Consider the following 21,081-nt stretch of genomic DNA (forward strand, 5'->3'; position numbering starts at 1 on the left):
AGATTTTAGTTGAACAAATACCATACAATCCCGAGGTTCAGCCTGAAATCATAGACCGGATAGCTTGGAAATGCATATGCTTTGTTCTGTGAAATAACGGTACCGATCTGCTGGCCTTCAATAAAGAAGAACATCTTTTTAACTTTCATATTAAAGTAGATATCCGCGATCGGCTGTCCGCCAATGGAAAATGAATTGGCATCGGGTAAAATATATTCGTTAAGAACGGGAAAATATGCTCTTGATGCAAATTTTGAAAAATAATAGACTTTAAGCCCGGCCTGAATTTCTGCAGCATTTTTGAACGCTTTGGACTGGAAAAAGAAATTGGCACGGCCGATGAATCCCGGCAGAGGCAGAAGGTCTTTGTTCGTCAGTAAATTCTGGAACTGCAGCCTTGTATTCAAATGGAATTTGCCATAGCTGAACGTAGCATCGCCTCCGATCTGAGAAATATTCACGGGGCTTTCACTTTGCCTCGGCATCGCAGCCGCATCAAAATAGGTGTAATTCTCGATTCTGAAATAATTGGCAAACAGTTCGGTCCTGAACCATTTCAGGTTGATATCCCCTCCGATTTCCATAACCGACTGGTTTTTTGCATCCGGTAAATAATAATTGAAGTTTTTATAGACTGAACTGTTAACCAAATAATTAAATGAGGGGTAAGCACTCTGGAAATTTACTTTTGCATTGACAAAGTAATCTTTAACAGGCTCAAATTTTAAGTTGTTTGCCGTTCTCAGATAGGTTCCGAACCGGCTGCCGTTTGAAAACTCAAGGAATGAATTGACCTGAACTTTATCGAAAAGCTTAATCTGTAAATTTCCGACTGCCCCGATTCTGGATTCTTTCATTTCACCCGAAAGGCTGAAATCAGGCGAAACAATTTCAGTAGTTCCGAATTTGATCATCTGGTAGCGGGCTCCGGCATCAAGCTTGAATTTTTCATTATCCCAAACCAGGCTTACGGTATTGCTGAAATTATCCGAATATTTTTTTGAAGTAAGAGAGGCCCCGTTTACAAGGTCTGCCGCAGTATCGAACCAATACCCTTCCGGCGACCCCTGGGTATAGTAATATTTATTCCCCTGATGAGAAATGGTATGTCTTATTTTAAAGGGAATCTTATCTGAATTGAACGGAGCAAACTGATGCGTTAGGTAGTACCTCCTGTAAGAAAACTGGGAACTTGAAGACGCGAGGTTCACCTGCATATTCTGCCGGTTTCTGGAATCGCTGTTGCCATTCTGGAAAAGACTGTCAACTGCGATCCCACCGTTCTCCTGATTGTTTACATTCTGATGTAGATAATGGGCAAACAATTCATAGTTTCCGTTTTTTGAAACATAATGCCCGGAAAATAAAGTATTGTTGTTTGCCGCCAAAGAGTTTCTGTACACTCCCTGTGAACGCAATCCGGTATATTCCAATGCAAAATTGAATCTTTTCCCGATATTCTGTGTATAAGTGGAACTTAAAGCCGCCCCGTTTTTCATCGCATTATGATAAACGAAAGTGGCAGTCGGCGTTTTCACATCATAATAACGTATGTCATTGACGCCTAAAATCCCATACGATTTATGAGCCGGCAATACTGACAGGTTCTGCTCAGGATTTACTTCATAAGACAAAGGGTTAAAGCCTGCCCCGATATTGGCCACCTGGACCCGCCCAAAATTTTCTCTGTTGTTATATTGTGAAAAGATATAGGTTTTATTAAATGTCATTACCGTATCAAATACTTTTTTATCCGAGAACTGGTTCTGATACAGATAATCATTGATGGTCGGCTTGAAGATTTTTAAGGAATCTTTCTTCCCTGAATCGATAACCAGCGTATCCTCTTTAGGAAGCTGATTAGAATCCGTTTTGTTGACGACCTGGGCTTGTGCGGTAAGGCTGAAGAAGAGTATGAGGGAAAGGATGTATTTCATTTGATTGCTTGTTATACAAAATCATATACAGTAAAATTTAAATACTAGATTTTGTAACGCAAAAATAAGAAATAATGGGGAATAAAAAACCCCGCATTAACATGCGGGGTTGATAAAAAATATTCAATTTAAAATTGTTGAATTAGTAACCAGGATTCTGCTGAATATTTGGATTCTGCTGAATTGCATTGATTGGTATTGGCCATTGCCATTTTGCACTACCGGCCGCTAAAGTTTGAGCGACAGCAGGAGTCCCTGTACCACCTGATTGCTCCCCTTTTCCAGATCTCTGCACAGATAGACCAAGTCTTTTTAGTGTATACCATCTATCATTTTCAAAAGCTAGTTCAAGCCTCCTTTCTTTATAGATTGCATTAATTAACGCTGTCCCAGTTTCTGTACCCGGTACATAAGGAACATCAACAGTACCATATCTTTGAGTTCTCAAAGAATTAAGTAATGTCAATGCTTTGGACACATCTCCTGATTTATAAGCTGCTTCAGCAACGTTTAATGCTACTTCAGCAGTTCTAAGGTATTTTACATACACAACATTCGATGCTCCGCCATTGGAAGTATATTTCGTAACATTATTATATGTCTTACCATTATAGGAAGATGTAGTAAAATAAACAGGTTTTCTAATATCATCTGCTGTATATTGATTAAAAAAGTCATAATCAACGACAAATTCAGATCTTATCCCAGAAGTTAATGTTTGATTATAAGCAACTCCAACAGTAATATTTTCAGCAGCACTATTCAAAACCTGAAACAATACTCCATCAACACTTGTTGTTGGGTTAGTAGATTTCCAAACTGAAGTAAAGTTAGCCTTAGAAGTTAAACTTGAAGAAGCTGCTAAAGCAAGTTCACCATACTGAATTGTTTTAGCATAATCACCTTTATAAAGGTATATTCTACTCAACAATCCATAAATTGAAGTTTTACTCAATCTTCCCTTATCTGCATCATTTTGAGTTATATTGTTTACTGCAAACAATAAATCAGCAGTAATTTTGTCATAAACCTGGTTCACTGTTAAATTTCTACTGGCTGTAGCATTAAGTGGATCATAACTTTCAGCATAATAAATTCCCATGCTCGCCCCAGCATCTGAAGACTGTGTTGGGATTTTTGAATATGCTCTTACAAGATCGAAATGAACAATAGCTCTCAAGGCTCTTGCTTCAGCTTCAATATTTGATTTTGCAGCTCCATTAAGCACGCCGTTACTCAAATATTTCAAAACAAAATTCGCTTTACTGATTGTATTATACGCTGCAGTATATAATCCTGTTGTTTGAGAATTATCAGAAGAAAATTCAAAATTTGAAGCTGCAAAGTTACTTCCCCTTCCAGCAGGGCTTCTCACAAGATTATCAGTAGTTAAATCACCAATAATCAATTGACTTCCTGTATCTCCGTTATAGTACCCAACTGCTTTAAGCGAAGTATATGCTCCGTCTAAAGCCTGTCTGAAAGATTCAGGCCTTGACATTGCTATGTCTTCAGGTTCATTTAAATACGATATTTGATCCAACTCTCTATCGCATGATGTTATAGCAAATGATATTAAAGTCACTGAAACTGCTAAACCTATTTTTATTATATTCTTTTTCATAGTAGTTCTAAATTAAAATTCAAATTGCATCCCTACCATCATTGTTTTAACAGCAGGATAAGTATAAAGATTATATGATCCAGGCACGAAAAGAGCTGTTGATCCTGCAGATCCTAAAGAAACCTCTGGCTCACCATGAAACTTCGTAAGTGTCCATAAGTTCTGTCCCTGTACATAAATTCGTATTTTATTTAAAGGAACATTTTCACCAAAGAAATCTTTGTCAAAAGTATATCCTAAAGTAAGCGATCTTAATCTTAAATAATCAGATTTTTCAATCCATTGATCTGAATCTCTTAGCCCATTAGAATCAGCTCTCTGGAATACTCCTGTATCACCAGGGTTTTGCCAGAAATTAGCAGCATCCTGAGCTACATTATAACCCGAGGCAGCACTTAAAGGATCTACTGCATTATAATACATATTATTATAAGTATATCCACCTAACTTATAGGTAAAATCAGCGCTTAAATCCAATCCTTTATACTGAAATGTAGTTCCAAATCCGCCAAAACTTTTTGGAAATGGTGATTTATCTGTTAATGGAACTGCATCACCTGCACTATAAACATTGGTAACATTACCATTCTTATCATAATAAAGTGCATCCCCATTTGATGAATCAACTCCTGCGAAGCGGACAGAATAGAATACATAAGGAGTTTCTCCAACTTTAAGGTATGTGCTTCCTAAATTCCTTTCTGTCTGCCCGTTAGACAATTTGTCTAATGTACTCTTCTGGAAGGAAATGTTTGCATGCAAATTCCAAGTAAAATTGCTATTTTTAAGTACATCAACACTTAGTTCTGCTTCAAGACCTTTTTGTGTCATATCTCCAGCATTGGAATATTGTTGATAAGCTCCCTGTTCTGTTGTAAATGGAAAAAGTTGAATAAAATCTTTTCTTTTATTCTGATATACCTCTACAGATCCTCGTACTCTTCTATTCCAGAATGTATAATCAACACCTAAATTAGTAATTGCATTAGATTCCCATTTTAAATCAGGATTACCAATGGTATTTAGAGGTGATAAAGTTGGGTTATTACCATATAGGCCATACCCTACATTTGTAACATTTGTATAATCAACAACAGTTCCATCATTACCAGTTGTACCATAAGAAGCTCTTAATTTCAGGTCATTGATAAATCCACCGCTCATGAAATCTTCCTTAGCAATATTCCAAGCGGCACTTGCCGACCAGAATGTTCCGTATTTAGAGTTGGCACCAAATCTTGATGATCCGTCTCTTCTAATTGATCCAGTAACCAAATATTTACCTTGGTAATCGTAATTCACAATACCCGCCAAACTAAACAAAGTATTTCTTGTTTTTGTCCCTGTGAAAGTATTTCTTGCAGATGGCGTTGTAATTGAAGGCACACTTATTTCGCTACTTTTTAGTCCATAAGCACTTGCATTCAATGTTTCATTGAAATTATCATTATATTCCACAAAACCCAATACATCAAAGTGGTGCTCACCAAACGACTTTGTATAGTTTAATGAATTATTCCAAGTATAATTAAAGCCATAGAAAGAATTCTTAGCTAATTGGCCAGTTGGGACTCCATTAATTGTTAAATCGAGATTAGATCCTTTTTTCAACCAGCTAGTACTCATATACCAATCATATAATGCATTAAAATTCGACTTGAATTTCAAGCCATTAATGATCTTATATTCTCCAAATACAGTAACAGGTATTCTTAATCTCTGATCCTGAAGGGGGTAGTTTCTTACTTGCTCTACAACATTAGACCCAGCACTCATTGTCTGATTATAGCTTCCATCTGCATTATAAATTGGCTCATAAGGAGCATATAAGTACATTGCGGCAAAAGGATTCTGAGTATTATATCTATCCAGAAAATTATCTGTTTCTTGATATTGTGCACTAAGATTAATTCCTAATTTTAACTTTTCACTTAATTGATTAGTAAAAGCAAAATTCCCAGTATATCTATCCAGTCCATTAATATCTTTAAGAATACCCGTATCCTTGTCATATCCTAGTGAATAATAGAAAGTATTTTCTTTAGATCCTCCCTGTGCACTAAATAAATAGGATTGAATTGAAGATGGTCTTAATATATCTTTTTGCCAATTGTGATCTAAAGCAGAAAGTGCAGCAATATCATCCGGCGTATTAGGAGTAACTCCTAAAAAGTCTAATTGATTTTGAAAATTTAATAACTCATTAGAATTCATCATTTTGAAGTTATTATCTTTCAATTTCTCACTGAAACCAAATTTAGTTTCAAATGAATATACTGTTTTACCAGCTCTACCAGATTTTGTAGTAACAACAACAACACCATTCGCTCCTCTTGCACCATATTGAGCAGTCGCAGCAGCATCTTTTAATATAGAAATAGATTCAACATCTGCTGGGTTTATTGCACTAAATTGCCTAGCAGTCATATACATCCCATTTACAACATAAGCAGGCTCAGAAGATCCTCCGACACCGGCAACTCCCCTTACTAATATGGTAGCGACAGAACCAGGCTGACCTGTAAGACTTTGCACATAAACCCCTGAGGCTCTACCTTGTAATGAATTCCCAATAGAAGTGGTAGGAGTATTTCTTCTAATTTCATCCCCTCCTACGACTGACTGAGCCTGTGTAATTTCATCAGCTTTCTTTCTTTGGTATCCAGTAACAATAACTTCATCTATCTGAGTTTCTTTTGCAACAGTGTCTTGTTTTACTGTCTGTGCATAAGAAAGTTGCCCTAAAAAGAACAAAACTCCAGCGCTCAATACACTTAATTTCACATTCATATTAACAAATTTTAATATTTTAAGACCACAAATATGTTAATAATTATTAACACTAACAAACTTTTTTTCATATTGCGTAATATCTTAACTGACTTAAATCTTTAATATTATATGCTTTACATATTTTTATAGTTTTAATTTTTATTAAATCACTTTACTGTTACAAAAAATTAGCTTAACTAAGCATGTTTAACACTTTTATTGTAACACCATGAATGCTATTTAGAATTACTATAAATTATACCATAAAAAAAACCCGCTTTTTTAAACGGGTTTTAAATTATTTTGAATATAGAATTATTTAAGCTTTTTCTTCACAGAAACTTCTTCATATACTTCCAAGATGTCACCCTGCTCAATGTCATTATACCCTTTAAGGTTTAATCCACATTCATAGCCTTTCGTTACCTCTTTGACATCATCTTTGAAACGCTTTAAGCTTTCAAGCTCTCCGTCGAATTTCACGATACCGTCTCTCAACAGACGTACCTTAGAGTTTCGGGTTACTTTTCCTGAAAGAACCATACATCCGGCAATTGTTCCTACTTTAGAGATTTTGAATACTTCCCTGATCTCAACATTTCCGATTACCTGCTCCTGAATTTCCGGAGAAAGCATTCCTTCCATCGCTTCTTTAACTTCATCAATGGCTTTATAGATTACAGAGTAAGTCCTGATTTCAATTTCTTCACGGTCTGCAAGATCTTTGGCATTGGCTCCTGCTCTAACGTTAAATCCGATAATAATCGCATCTGACGCAGCCGCTAAGTTGATATCGGATTCAGTGATCTGTCCAACACCTGAGTGCAGGATATTGACACTGATCTCTTCTGTTGATAATCTCTGTAACTGATCGGAAAGTGCTTCCACGGAACCATCTACGTCACCTTTAAGGATAATATTCAGTTCTTTGAATTCACCTAAAGCAATACGTCTGCCCAATTCTTCAAGCGTCGTATGTTTTTTAGTTCTGATCGAAAGTTCTCTCTGAAGCTGTTCCCTTTTATTGGCAATCGCTTTTCCTTCGCTCTCGTCGGCATATACACGGAACTTATCCCCTGCTGTAGGAGCACCGTCCAAACCTAGAATTGTTGCAGGAATAGATGGCCCTGCTTCTTCAAGGTTTTTCCCTCTTTCATCAAGTAAAGCTTTTACTTTACCATGATTTTTACCTGCTACAACATAATCACCTACTTTTAAAGTTCCAGTTTGTACCAACATCGTCGATACATATCCTCTACCTTTATCTAAAGAGGCTTCAATCACAACACCCTGTGCTGCACGGTCCGGATTCGCTTTCAGTTCAAGCATTTCAGCCTGAAGCAATACTTTTTCCAGCAAGGTATCCACATTGTTACCGAATTTTGCTGAAATTTCCTGAGCCTGTACATTTCCTCCCCATTCTTCCACCAAGATATTCATTCCCGAAAGCTGCTGACGGATATTGTCCGGATTGGCACTCGGCTTGTCTACTTTATTGATCGCAATAATCATTGGAACCCCTGCTGCCTGAGCGTGGGAAATTGCTTCCTTGGTCTGAGGCATTACATCATCATCCGCGGCAATTACAATAATCGCAATATCAGTAACCTGTGCACCTCTTGCTCTCATCGCTGTAAAGGCTTCGTGACCCGGTGTATCTAAGAATGTAATTCTCTGACCGCTTTCCAACTGCACATTATAAGCACCGATATGCTGTGTAATCCCCCCGGACTCACCGGCAATTACATTGGTTTTCCTTACATAATCCAATAATGAAGTCTTACCGTGGTCTACGTGTCCCATTACCGTTACGATAGGTGCTCTTGCTAACAGGCTTTCCTCTGTATCAATATCATCTTCAGAATCTGCTTCTTCAAGATCAGCATCAGAGAATTCGATTTTAAATCCGAATTCGTCAGCTACTAATAATAAAGTGTCCGCTTCCAGCCTTTGGTTCATGGTTACCATTACCCCTAATGAGAAACAGGCCGAAATTACTTCTGTAGGAGAAACATTCATTAAGCTCGCCAATTCACCAACAGTGATGAATTCAGTCACTTTTAATGTTCTGTCCTGTGCATCGATTTCCTGCTGACGCTCATCCTGTTCTCTACGGTAATTCCTCTTATCTTTCCTGTGCTTGGCAGATTTGGATTTCCCTCCTTTATTGGTTAATTTCTCAAGGGTTTCCTTGATCTGATTTTTAACTTGTTCGTCTGTTAATTCAACAGGCATGGTACGCTGCCCCGGTCTGTTGGTTCCAAAACGGTTTCCGCCACCCTGACCTGCAGGACGATTGGCTCCCCCCTGACCTGGCGGACGATTTCCCTGGGTATTGTTCCCGAAACGGTTTCCTCCAGCCTGGCCTGCCTGACCGGCAGGACGGTTTACGCCACCCTGACCGACAGGACGATTAGCGCCACCCTGCCCTTGAGGACGGTTTCCCTGTCCCTGCCCCGGAGGACGGTTTCCTTGGGTACCCTGGTTATTGTTGTTACCTCCCTGTTGGTTTCCACCTTGTGGATTCTGTCCGGGCTTCTCAATCCTCTTTCTTTTCTTTTTAGCTCCTCCTTTCGGCGCAAACTGAGTTAAATCGATTTTTTCTCCGACGATTTTAGGTCCGTCAAGTTTCTGGTAGACCGTTTCAATCTTTTGGGATTCCTGAGGCTGAGATTCTTCTTCAGGTTTAGCCGGTTTTACTTCAGATGCTTTAACCGGTGCTGGGGCCGGTTTTTCAGCAACAGGTTTCGGAGCTTCTTTTACAGGTTCAGCCGGTTTTTGTACAGGCTTTTCCTCTTCTTTCTTCTCCTCCATTTTTGGTTTGTCTTTTTTCACAGGTCTGTTTCTAGACTCGATCTGAGACAAATCTATTTTATCCAGAACTTTGAATTCCTGTTTTTCAGGAGCCGCCTTTACTTCAGGCGCAGGAGCAGCTTCTTCTTTTTTCTCTTCCACCACAGGTTCCGGTTTTGGAGCAGGAGTTTCTGCAATCTCAGGTTTTTTAGGCTCTAAGTCTATTTTACCTAAGATTTTAGTTTCTGGTTTATTAGCTTTAGCTCTTATTACTTCAGGGGTTTTCTTTTCTTCAATTTCCAGTTTTTCTTCCGGAACCTTTGTGATCACCACCTCATGGGAAGCTTTACGTTGTTCGCCGTCCTTGGCAAACTCAGCCTCCAATGCAGAATATGCCGCTTCTTCTAATTGAGCGTTAGGATTGCTTTCAACCTCGATACCCTTAGCCTGTAAAAACTCTACTAATCTGGACATCGAAATGTTGAATTCCTTAACCGCTTTATTTAATCTAATTTTTGGCATCTATATTATTTACTATTTTTTAATTCTTAAAATTAAAGTATTTCCTTTTTACTGTTTATTAAAATTTATTAAAATTTTAATCTTCAAATTCTTCTCTCAGAATCCGTTTCACATCTTCAATGGTTTCTTCTTCAAGATCAACCATATTTAACAGACTCTCAGTCTCTTTATCCAGTACTGATTTTGCAGTGGTAAGACCTACTTTCTTAAATTCATCCAGAATCCACTGTTCGATATCGTCATTGAATTCTCTCAAATCAACATCGTCATCCTCACTGGCCTCTCTGTACACATCAATTTCATATCCTGATAACCAAGAAGCGAGTCTGATATTCTGCCCCTGCTTTCCGATTACTTTGGAAATTTCTTCAACCGGAGTATACACCAATGCGTAATTTGCCTCCTCGTTAATATCAATTTTATTGATGGTTACATTTCCTAATGCTCTTTTCACTAGGATCTCAGGGTTTTTAGACCACTGGATCACATCAATATTTTCATTTCTCAACTCTCTTACCACACCATGAATCCTTGAACCTTTCACCCCTACACAGGCACCTACAGGATCAATTCTGTCATCGTAGGCATCTACTGCAATTTTTGCTTTCTCTCCAGGAATCCTTACTGCTTTCTTCAGCATAATCGTACCATCCTGAATTTCCGGAATTTCCAGCTCAAGCAATTTCTCTAAAAATTTAGGGGCAGTCCTGGAAATAATAATCTGCGGCTTTGATCCTTTAAAATCTACCGTTTCAACAATAGCTCTGATATTCTCCCCTTTCTTAAAGAAATCTGACGGAATCTGATTTTCTTTAGGCAAAATAAACTCGTTTCCTTCATCATCCAGTAAAATAACATGCTTATGACGGACATGGTGGATTTCCCCTACTACAATTTCTCCGATCTTATCTTTAAACTGCTCGTAAAGCATGGCATTGTTGTGTTCCTGCAATTTCGTAGCCAAAATCTGTTTCAAAGTAAGGATATTTCTTCTCCCCAATTGGGCAACAGGAATTTCCATGGTAAAATCTTCTCCCACTTCGAAGGTAGGGTCAATTTTTTTTGCTTCAGAGATTTCAATTTCCAGATCATCGTCTTCAGACATATCGTCTTCAACAATGGTTTTGTTTAAAAATATCTGAAAATCTCCTTTGTCAGGGTTTACAATTACATCAAAATGATCATCCGAATCATATCTTTTTCTCAAAAGTGTCTTCAGTGAATCTTCAATAATTGCCATAAGATCAATCTTACTGATCCCTTTCTCGTCTTTAAAATCACCAAAGGATTCAATCAACGCTATATTGTCCATTTATTCTTTTTTCTTTTAAAATTTAATCGTTACTAATGCTTTTTTAATCTCAGAGTACGGAATTTCTTTTTCCTCCTCCACATCTACCTTTCCTTTACCCACCTCTTTCGGCTTACGGTAACGCAGGATCAATGTAATTTTTTCTTCATCCACTTTTGCCAGTTCTCCTTCAACTTTTGTTTCATCATTCAGCAAAACGTCAATTTCTCTTCCTAAATTTTTCGCAAACTGCCTTTGGGTTACCAGAGGCTCGCTTAATCCGGCAGACATTACCTGCAGGCTGAAATCGTGCTCTTCACGATCCATATTGAATTCTATGGCACGGCTTGCATCCAGACAATCCTGTAAAGAAACACCATTATCACCATCCAAGATTACGGTGATGTCGTCTCCTGCAGAGAATTTTAAATCTATAAGAAATAAATCTGTTCTGGCCGCCAGGAATTCATGTAATAATTCTTCAATTTTCTTTCTAAACTCCATACGTTATTTAAATCTTGATTTACCCGTACGAAAAAAGGCTTTCTTCCGAAGGCCTTCCCATGTTTTTCCTGTAAATCCAATGCAAATATACAAATTTTTATTAAAAATACAAACATTCTTATTATCAAGTGAATAAGTTCTTTTTATTTACACTAACTTAAAAGCCTATATGATGCTATTTTTATTACTTTTGTGTCTTGAATTTTAAATATATATATTTTGAATATTACCATTGTAGGAACAGGTTACGTAGGGTTAGTTACAGGAACTACCTTAGCCGAACTTGGAAATTCAGTATACTGTGTAGATATTGATGAGAAAAAGGTGGAAGGCATGAAAAACGGTGTAGTCCCTATCTATGAGCCGAATCTTGAAGAGATGTTCCTGAGGAATATTCAGTCCGAAAGGTTATTTTTCACTACCAATTTAAAAGAGGCACTGGATAAAAGCGAGGTTATTTATTTAGCCCTACCCACTCCTCCGGGAGAAGACGGATCCGCAGACCTTTCCTATGTATTGAAGGTGGCCCGCGACCTTGGGGAAATGATGACGGAATATAAAGTTATCGTTAATAAAAGTACCGTTCCTGTAGGTACAGCCGACAAAGTAAGAGAAGTAATCTCCTCAGAAACACAAATTCCTTTTGACGTGGTTTCCAACCCAGAATTTTTGCGGGAAGGATTTGCCGTCGAAGACTCTATGAATCCTGCAAGAGTCGTGGTAGGATCGAGTTCGGATAAAGCGAAAGATATTATGGCTAAAATTTACCAGCCGTTTACCAATACCGGAATCCCTATTATTTTCATGGATGAAAAATCTTCCGAGCTTACGAAATATGCTGCCAACTCATTCTTAGCGGTAAAAATTACATTTATGAATGAAATCGCCAACTATTGCGAAAAAGTAGGCGCAGACGTAGACAAAGTAAGACTGGGTATGGGCAGTGACGACAGGATCGGGCAAAGGTTCCTGTTCCCCGGAATCGGATACGGAGGAAGCTGTTTCCCGAAAGATGTCAAAGCTTTAATAAGATCAGGGAAACAGGAAGATTTCAATTTTCAGATCTTAGAAGCTACGGAGAATGTAAATGTAGCTCAAAAGGTAATCTTGGTTTCTGAAATCGAAAAATATTTCGGCGGCAGTATCGAAGGCAAAACCATTGCCATGTGGGGACTGGCTTTTAAGGCGAATACCGATGACATCCGCGAAGCTTCATCTTTAGACAACATTGCCATTCTTTTAAAAAAAGGGGCAAAAGTAATAGCGTATGACGCCATTGCAGAAAGTAATGTCCAGAAAGTTTTAGGAGATCAGATTCAGTACGCAAAGAGCATGTATGAGGCACTGGAAAATGCAGATGCCTTATTCATTGCTACGGAATGGCCTGAATTTAAAAATCCGAATTTTGAATTAATGGGTAAAAAGATGAATAATAAAGTTATTTTCGACGGCAGAAATATGTATCCTCTGGAAATTCCTAAGCAAAACGGCTTTTACTATAAAAGCATAGGACGAAAAACAATTGTAAATTAAAAAGATGAAAAATATCATTATTACCGGTGGGGCGGGATTTATCGGTTCCCATGTGGTAAGAGAATTTGTAAAGAATAATCCTGATTCCAAGGTCATCAATCTTGATGCGTTGACGTATGCCGGAAATCTTGAGAATTTAAAAGACATCGAAAACGAGCCTAATTACGTTTTCGAAAAAGCTGATATTACAAAACCTGAAGAACTGAGAAAGGTTTTTGAAAAATACAATCCCGATGCTGTTATACATCTGGCAGCAGAAAGTCATGTAGACAGAAGCATTACCGATCCGATGGCATTCATCAATACCAATGTCAACGGGACAGCCAATTTGCTGAACCTCTGTAAAGAATTCTGGACATTAAATCCTGATCATACCCACGGAAGATTTCCGAATGAGCCAAGACAAAACTTATTTTATCATGTCTCAACCGATGAAGTATACGGAAGCTTAGGGGAAACCGGGTTCTTTTTAGAAACAACCGCTTACGATCCCCAATCGCCGTATTCCGCTTCAAAAGCAGCTTCCGACCATTTGGTGAGGGCTTATGGAAATACCTACGGAATGCCTTTTATCGTATCCAACTGTTCAAACAATTACGGTCCGAACCATTTCCCTGAAAAACTGATCCCGCTCTGTATTTCCAATATCATTAATGAAAAGCCACTGCCGATTTATGGTGACGGGAAGTATACAAGAGATTGGTTATTTGTCATCGACCATGCAAGAGCGATCCACCAGATTTTCAATGAAGCGAAAACCGGTGAAACTTATAATATCGGAGGGTTCAACGAATGGCAGAATATTGATTTGGTAAAAGAATTAATTAAGCAGATGGACGAAAAGCTAGGAAACCCTGCAGGCCATTCCGAAAAACTGATTACTTACGTAAAAGACAGGCCGGGCCATGATAAGCGGTATGCCATTGATGCTGCAAAGCTGAATTCAGAACTGGGCTGGAAGCCGTCGATAACATTTGAAGAAGGTTTGGGGAAAACCATCGACTGGTATCTTGAAAACAAAGAATGGCTGGAGCATGTAACGAGCGGCGATTACCAGAAATATTACGAAAAGCAGTACAACTAAGTATAACACACCACAAGATGAAAGGCATTATTTTAGCCGGAGGTTCCGGTACCCGACTTTACCCTCTCACCATCGCAGTCAGCAAGCAGCTGATGCCGGTTTATGACAAACCGATGATTTATTATCCGCTTTCCACACTATTGCTGGCAGGAATAAAAGATATTTTGATTATTACCACTCCTCATGACCAGCCCGGATTTATTAAGCTGTTAGGTGACGGTTCACAAATCGGCTGCAATATCGAATATATAGTACAGCCAAGCCCGGACGGACTGGCACAGGCTTTTATTTTGGGGGATCAATTTATTGGTGATGATCCAGCAGCTTTGGTTTTAGGAGATAACATTTTCTACGGATCAGAAATGGGCACTTTGCTTAAAAACAAAACCAATCCTGACGGAGGCGTTGTGTTTGCGTATCATGTTTCAGATCCTGAACGGTATGGCGTTGTGGAATTTGATGATGATTTCAAAGCTGTATCCATTGAAGAAAAACCATTGCACCCAAAATCCAGTTATGCTGTTCCCGGCTTATATTTCTATGATAATGAAGTCGTGGAAATCGCAAAAAATATTAAACCGTCCCCCAGAGGCGAACTTGAAATTACCGATATCAATAATGTTTACCTTCAAAAGGGAAAACTGGAAGTGGGTGTTTTAGACAGAGGGACTGCCTGGCTTGATACCGGGACGTTTGATTCTCTCAACGACGCTTCGGAATTTGTAAGGGTCATTGAAAAGAGGCAGGCCTTTAAAATCGGATGCATTGAGGAGATAGCTTTCAGAAATAAATTCATCGATGAAGAAAAACTACTGGAAACGGCAGTAAAATACGGTAAAAGCGGGTATGGGGAATATCTGAAACAATTAGTGAGTAAATAATCAGCTTTATTAATAGATTTTATAACTTCTATAATTTTTTAAGTTAATATTAAACTTTGTTAAAAATAATCGATTTTTAATCAAAAATTATATTTTTGTAGTATTATTGATTTAGTCTATTGGATTTAGAAATAATTTAAAACGAAATAAATAATTATAAACTTAAAATTTTAATTTATGTCACAATCGTACGAAGTTATTTTCGAAAACAACAGAAAATGGGTAGAGTCTAAAATCGGTGATAATCCGAGCTTTTTTGAAGATCTTGCCAAAACCCAGACGCCTGAGTATCTTTATATAGGATGTTCAGACAGTAGGGCTACCGCGGAAGAACTGATGGGAGCAAAGCCTGGAGAAGTATTTGTTCACAGAAACATTGCAAATGTAGTTAATGCTTTAGACATGAGCGCAACGGCAGTAATAGAATACGCTGTACAGCATCTGAAGGTAAAACATATTGTGGTATGCGGGCATTACAACTGCGGGGGTGTAAAAGCGGCGATGACGCCTCAGGACCTTGGTATTTTAAACCCATGGCTGAGAAACATCCGCGATGTTTACAGGATCCACCAGACTGAACTGGACTCTATCGAAGATGAAGGTAAACGTTATGACAGGCTTGTAGAGCTGAATGTCCTTGAGCAGTGCATCAACGTTATTAAAATGGCCTGTGTGCAGGAACGGTACATCCTTGAGGAATACCCTATTGTTCACGGCTGGGTTTTCGACCTTAGAAGCGGTAAAATTATTGATCTTGAAATTGATTTCGAAAAAGTTTTGAAAGATATTCAGAAGATCTATAATCTTAGCGAAGATCAATGGGTGATGAGCAGAAAGAAAATATAATTTTTTTTCTAAAACTGAGTATATGAAATTCTGGAGTATAATTACATTACTGATTATCCTGAACTTTACAGCATTGCCGAGCATTGCTGTCATTTCCGGTTGGGAAATCCCTAAGACTAATGTGATTGTTAACGAAGAAGAAACTCATTCTCACTATTCCCCGTTTTCTGTTTATGAAAAGACACTTCCAAAAACACTGAATGTCTATGACTATCTGAAGTTTTTTGAACCTTCCACGGAAGGCAGTTCTTTTGTACTGATCGATGATTCTTTTCATCTGTCGCCCTTATTATCCGTATTTTCTCCTCCTCCGGAAGCATAATTTTTACACTACACTTTTTTGATTATTATTCCTGTCGAAGCTTTTCGATCGTGGAACAATCCGTATTTTAAAAATTAAATTTCATTTTTTTATATTGATTTATTGAATCTCAATAGGTCAGTTCTATTCACAGCAGTTTTCACATCATGAAAAAAACATCATTAATCGGAGGCATTAAAGAAAATTTCCCTTCAGGTCTTGTTGTATTTCTGGTGGCACTCCCACTTTGCCTTGGTATTGCTCTGGCATCAGGAGCACCACCCTTATCCGGCGTTATTGCAGGCATCGTAGGAGGTTTGGTCATAGGTACCATCAGCAACTCGAATATCTCGGTTTCAGGTCCGGCAGCAGGCTTAACAGCAATAGTCCTGACCGCCATTACAGATTTAGGTGCATTTGACATTTTTCTCTGCGCAGGAATTATAGCAGGAGCTTTGCAGTTGATCTTAGGCTTCATAAGAGCGGGAAGTATTTCCAATTATTTTCCCAACAATGTTATTGAAGGCATGCTTGCCGCCATCGGAATTATTATTATTTTAAAACAGATTCCCCATGCACTGGGATTTGACAAAGACTATGAAGGACATGAATCTATTTTTGACAATGGATTGAACTTCGGGTATTTTACGGAACTATCAGGAGCTGTTCATCCGGGAGCTATTATTGTCACACTGGTTTCCGTAGCGATCCTTATCGCATGGGATAAAATTTATGTTTTGAGAAGGATGAAAATGCTTCCGGGAGCTTTGGTAGCTGTCGTGGGCGGAATTATTATGAATCAGATCTTCAGAATGACAGGGAGTTCACTGGCCATACAGCCCCAGCATCTGGTCTCTTTGCCTGTCCCGCAATCGTTGAACGATTTTAAAAACCTGATTACCCTGCCCAACATCCATGGTTTTACCAACCCTAAAGTATGGATTGCAGGAGTAACCATTGCTATTGTAGCGTCAATTGAAACCCTGCTCTGTATCGAAGCATCAGACAGGCTGGATCAGCAAAGACGAATTACTGACACGAATCTGGAACTGAAAGCACAGGGAATCGGGAATCTTATCAGTGCCTTTATCGGCGGACTTCCCATGACATCGGTTGTGGTAAGAAGTTCTGCGAATGCTAACGCTGGGGCTACTTCTAAAATTTCCGCAATCATCCACGGCTTTTTATTATTGATCTGTGTACTTTCTATTCCCGTAATCCTGAATTTAATCCCTCTGGCAACACTGGCAGCAGTATTGATTTTAGTTGGATACAAGCTGGCAAAACCTGCAACATTCAAGCACTTCTGGCATTTGGGAAAATTCCAGTTTATTCCTTTTGTAGCAACTGTAGTAGCCGTAGTGGCAACAGATTTATTGAAAGGCGTAGGTATTGGTCTGGCCATCTCCGTCTTTTATATTCTTCAGGGAAATATGAAGAGGGCCTATTACCTGAGCCGCGAAAAGCTGAATAATGCAGACGGCATTGTCATCAAACTTGCAGAAGAAGTATCTTTCCTCAACAAAGCAGCCATTAAAAAGACTTTAAAGAACATCAAACCCAATTCCACGGTCACGATTGACGCCAGAGGGACTTCTTATATCGCAACGGATGTTCTGGAAATGATTCAGGATTTCGCCAATATCAGGGCTAAAGAAGAAGATATTACCGTAGAGCTTTTAGGCTTTAAAACATCGTACCGTGACTATGAAACAGATGAAGATTCCCACATCGTAGTTACTCATAACAGAGCGATGTAGAGCTCAGCTCAAGAAATCAGAAAGCCATATGTAAAATATGTTTAGTTAGATAAATGGATGGAAATTAATTAAAGTACATCAGAAGGCCACCGGATGCGGTGGCTTTTTATGCAATTAATCATGATAAGACATTTCAGTATTAAATACTTACCTTTGATCTGCAAAATTACGTGATTCACAAACTCATGAAAATAATAACAAATGCATTTCTGATAGGGACCTTCTTGTTTTCAAGCGGATGGTTAATGGCCCAGAAACCGGTAAAAGATACTTTGGCTTATCTTAAAAAATTTGAAACCAATAAAGAAAAATATATCGGGAAACCGTTTTCTCTGCTTTTAAAAGATATGACCCAACTGCAGCCAACGAAAGCCAAATCTGATATCAAAGAAGATAGGGACAATCCTTTGCCAAGCACCTTATTTACATTTTCCGAAAAAGAGATTATTTCCGGTGCTCAGCCTTCACTTGTTATTACCTGGAAAGCGGACAGCAGTCCGATAACCCCTCTTGAGTTTTTTCAGGAGGAACACAACTACCATTTTACAGTAAGTGAAAAGAACTATTTTGAGAAAAAAATAATCAAGAATATTGTTGTCTCCAAATAGCAAAACCTCCGGGTCCGGGAGGTTGCTTATGATCATTAAGTCAGCTTATCTGTTATTTCCCGTTAAAAGCAGACATTGTATTGCTGATGCCTGCAAAAACAAATGATAAACCTGCTTTGGAAAACTTCTCAATTCTTTCCGGAAGCTTTTCCGTCTCTTCCCCATTCCAGGTTCCCAATACATAATCTACCTGCCTGCCTTCTGAGAATTCTGCTGAAATCCCGAAACGGAGTCGCGCGTAATTCTGGGTCTGAAGAACTTCATTGATGTTTTTCAATCCATTATGGCCAGCATCCGACCCTTTCCCCTTCAACCTTAATGTTCCGAAAGGCAGCGCTAAGTCATCGGTGATGATCAGTACATTTTCCAACGGTATATTTTCTTTCTGCATCCAGTATCTTACAGCATTTCCGGAAAGGTTCATGTAGGTATCAGGCTTTAAAACCAGTACTCTTCTTCCTTTGTATTTCCCGTCTGCCATCCACCCGAAATTCGTAGTATTAAAAGAGGCTTCCAGCGTTTCCGCTATTTTGTCCGCTACTTTAAAACCTATATTGTGGCGTGTATTTTCATATTCAGGCCCTTTATTTCCAAGACCTACGATCAAATATTTCATGAAGAAATTTTTCGCAAAATTAAAGCATTAAAAATAAAAAAGCTCAATCTTTGGAAAGATTGAGCCATCAATGTATAAAAAGATTGTTTTTATAACGGTTTATAGATATAATTTACTCCATATCCCCTGATCATATAAGTCTGAGGATCATAAACATAATCCGTTGATTTTATTAACGGATCAGGAATAGGCTGCGTAAGATCTGTAGCAGAGATTCTTTTCGGGCTGTTCGGTGATAGAATCCAGAAGTTTTTCAAATCATTGTCCTTATTTTCTACAGACAAAAGCCTTGAGATTTTATAAGCATTTGGCAATAGAGTGAATGGACTGATCTGTGCATCATAATTACCATAATCATACCCCCATTTTCCAGTTACCGCACCAAATATGTTTCCATTCATAGTCCCGAAAGTTTTTGTTACTTTAGAAATATTGTCTCCTGAATACTCATATTTTGTTTTTGAATAATCCGTAAATGAAGTTCCGGGTGCATCCGGTCCGTTTCTCATGATAATAGAATCTAATTTTCCGGTAGCTGCAGCATATTTTAAGTTATAAAGGGCTTTTGTCTTTTTGTAAAGTGTCTGGGGACCAGGTGCGGCGACAGAATAAGGAGCTGTTATACTTCTCACATAGAAAGAACGATTTTCTGAAATAATTTCCAATCTTCCTGTATTTCCATAAGTAAACTGCTGAGTATATGATATACTGTCTTTATCAATTTTATTATTGCCATCAAGATCAAGAAAGCCTCTGAAATCAACTCTGCTGATCTTATCACCGCTCCACGCAATATTAGCTGCAGAATCGGCACTGTCTGTAATCACTTTAGACAGTTGCAATCCATTATAATAATACGTTGCCAGGGTATCTGAATCTGTAATTTCTCTATATAATGCTCTCGGGCCGTTAAGCCCTGTATTCATATTGATGTCAACTAACGGATCTCCGTTTTCATCCAACGTATCTTTACAAGAATGGACCGTAGCCACACCTACTAACAGTAAAATAAAATAAAAAAGTCGTTTCATTCCGATAGGGATTATTTATTTTTCCACAAATATAATTTTTTTTTGAATAAAAACCATGTATTTATTCGTTTTCAGATAAAACTATCAATGGATAATCGGTATTATAATGCTTTATAGATGTATTTAATGGTCTGGCTCTGGTCAGAAACCGGATAATTCTGAGAATCATATAAATATCCTTTCGGAAGCGAGATTGGAGGGCCCGCAGGATTTTGTATGGTTATTTTCCCATAATTATTTGAAGAGATCATATTAAAATTCATCTGAAACAGGGTGCCGGCCACCATACAATACTCTTTTGGCAAAGTGGTATAAGGATTTATTTTAGCATCATAATCTCCATAAGCATATGATGTGGTGGACGCTGTCGAAGGATCAGGATTAGCTCCCTCCATCAGCATAATGGTATAGTCGACCTTGGCAACATTATTTGCCGAGAATGTAAATTTAGATTCCGTATAATGGGTGTAGGATGTGCTGCCTCCCAATTTCTTCTTTTCAACAATCCTGTACAACTGACCGTTGGCATCATAGAAAACCGTAAAATCACTGTGGTTGGATATCCCTAAAACAGTTTGGTCCATAGTGAATGAGGAAAGCTTTCCGCTTGTGTAAGAAAGGGTATATAAATTATCATATACATGCGAACTTGCATTATCCACATATTTGATTTTTGTAATTTTATCACCGGTATACGTTACCGTTGCCGTAATGGTATTATCAGATCCTGCATCTCTTAAAAAAACCTGGGAAAGGACTCCGGCATTGGTAATGTATTCTTCAAAATCCTTATTGCCGCTCTTCAGTTTGCTTAAAATCCTCGGACCTGTAATCGTCGTTGTTCCTCCTCCTGTTGAGCCATTGTTGTTCTGGTTCGGCGGATCTTCTGTTGTATTGTCACATGAAACCACAAAAGCAAGCGCCAATGCTGTCAAAGATGAAAGAAAATACTTTTTTATCATAATTATTACTTTTAAT

At 38.3% G+C, this 21,081-nt stretch carries 16 protein-coding genes; 7 read left to right on the forward strand and 9 right to left on the reverse strand.

The annotated features are described in order from the left end of the window. Nucleotides 1-5: 5 nt before the first annotated feature. From H561_RS0114095 to rimP, 6 genes are all read right to left on the reverse strand, one after another. Entirely contained in the window at nt 6-1,937 is a 1,932-nt protein-coding gene (locus H561_RS0114095) for a putative porin (RefSeq protein ID WP_027387597.1), read from the reverse strand. A gap of 142 nt (nt 1,938-2,079) precedes the next feature. Then, entirely contained in the window at nt 2,080-3,561 is a 1,482-nt protein-coding gene (locus tag H561_RS0114100; protein ID WP_027387598.1) for a RagB/SusD family nutrient uptake outer membrane protein, read from the reverse strand. A gap of 12 nt (nt 3,562-3,573) precedes the next feature. Continuing rightward, nucleotides 3,574-6,351, reverse strand: a complete 2,778-nt coding sequence (locus H561_RS0114105; protein WP_027387599.1) for a SusC/RagA family TonB-linked outer membrane protein — start codon at nt 6,349-6,351, stop codon at nt 3,574-3,576. 297 nt (nt 6,352-6,648) lie between these two features. Then, on the reverse strand, nt 6,649-9,648 hold the full coding sequence (gene infB, locus H561_RS0114110; protein ID WP_027387600.1) for a translation initiation factor IF-2: 3,000 nt from the start codon (nt 9,646-9,648) through the stop codon (nt 6,649-6,651). 76 nt (nt 9,649-9,724) lie between these two features. Next, entirely contained in the window at nt 9,725-10,960 is a 1,236-nt protein-coding gene (gene nusA, locus H561_RS0114115) for a transcription termination factor NusA (RefSeq protein WP_027387601.1), read from the reverse strand. 15 nt (nt 10,961-10,975) lie between these two features. Continuing rightward, on the reverse strand, nt 10,976-11,443 hold the full coding sequence (gene rimP / locus H561_RS0114120) for a ribosome assembly cofactor RimP (protein ID WP_027387602.1): 468 nt from the start codon (nt 11,441-11,443) through the stop codon (nt 10,976-10,978). A gap of 219 nt (nt 11,444-11,662) precedes the next feature. Here rimP and H561_RS0114125 point away from each other — a divergent pair, with 219 nt between their 5' ends. The 7 genes from H561_RS0114125 (at nt 11,663) to H561_RS23365 (ending at nt 18,456) form a co-directional block, all read left to right on the forward strand. Next, entirely contained in the window at nt 11,663-12,976 is a 1,314-nt protein-coding gene (locus H561_RS0114125; RefSeq protein WP_027387603.1) for a UDP-glucose dehydrogenase family protein, read from the forward strand. A gap of 4 nt (nt 12,977-12,980) precedes the next feature. Beyond that, nucleotides 12,981-14,060: a dTDP-glucose 4,6-dehydratase gene (gene rfbB / locus H561_RS0114130; protein ID WP_027387604.1), complete on the forward strand. Its 1,080-nt coding sequence runs from the start codon at nt 12,981-12,983 to the stop codon at nt 14,058-14,060. A gap of 17 nt (nt 14,061-14,077) precedes the next feature. Then, nucleotides 14,078-14,941: a glucose-1-phosphate thymidylyltransferase RfbA gene (gene rfbA / locus H561_RS0114135; RefSeq protein ID WP_027387605.1), complete on the forward strand. Its 864-nt coding sequence runs from the start codon at nt 14,078-14,080 to the stop codon at nt 14,939-14,941. 177 nt (nt 14,942-15,118) lie between these two features. Next, entirely contained in the window at nt 15,119-15,787 is a 669-nt protein-coding gene (locus tag H561_RS0114140) for a carbonic anhydrase (RefSeq protein WP_027387606.1), read from the forward strand. A gap of 22 nt (nt 15,788-15,809) precedes the next feature. Then, the gene (locus tag H561_RS0114145; protein ID WP_027387607.1) at nt 15,810-16,109 is read left to right on the forward strand and encodes a hypothetical protein; all 300 of its coding nucleotides are present in this window, start codon (nt 15,810-15,812) and stop codon (nt 16,107-16,109) included. A 146-nt stretch (nt 16,110-16,255) separates the two neighbouring features. Then, nucleotides 16,256-17,848 (forward strand): SulP family inorganic anion transporter, encoded by a 1,593-nt coding sequence (locus tag H561_RS0114150; RefSeq protein ID WP_027387608.1) that lies wholly within the window; start codon nt 16,256-16,258, stop codon nt 17,846-17,848. A 185-nt stretch (nt 17,849-18,033) separates the two neighbouring features. Then, nucleotides 18,034-18,456 carry a hypothetical protein gene (locus tag H561_RS23365; RefSeq protein ID WP_051349393.1) on the forward strand — a complete coding sequence of 141 codons (423 nt, stop codon included), beginning with the start codon at nt 18,034-18,036 and terminating at the stop codon, nt 18,454-18,456. A 52-nt stretch (nt 18,457-18,508) separates the two neighbouring features. On the opposite strand, the gene pth is transcribed toward H561_RS23365, so the two are convergent. The 3 genes from pth to H561_RS0114170 all read right to left on the reverse strand — a co-directional run bounded on the left by pth (nt 18,509) and on the right by H561_RS0114170 (nt 21,065). After that, entirely contained in the window at nt 18,509-19,072 is a 564-nt protein-coding gene (gene pth / locus H561_RS0114160) for an aminoacyl-tRNA hydrolase (protein ID WP_027387609.1), read from the reverse strand. 89 nt (nt 19,073-19,161) lie between these two features. Further along, complete coding sequence (locus H561_RS0114165; RefSeq protein WP_027387610.1) at nt 19,162-20,103, reverse strand: hypothetical protein; 942 nt, start codon at nt 20,101-20,103, stop codon at nt 19,162-19,164. A gap of 101 nt (nt 20,104-20,204) precedes the next feature. Next, nucleotides 20,205-21,065 (reverse strand): hypothetical protein, encoded by an 861-nt coding sequence (locus H561_RS0114170; RefSeq protein ID WP_027387611.1) that lies wholly within the window; start codon nt 21,063-21,065, stop codon nt 20,205-20,207. Between the last annotated feature and the right edge of the window lie 16 nt (nt 21,066-21,081).

Origin of the sequence: Chryseobacterium gregarium DSM 19109 (assembly GCF_000430845.1) — a bacterium.
Taxonomy (GTDB): Bacteria; Bacteroidota; Bacteroidia; order Flavobacteriales; family Weeksellaceae; genus Chryseobacterium; species Chryseobacterium gregarium.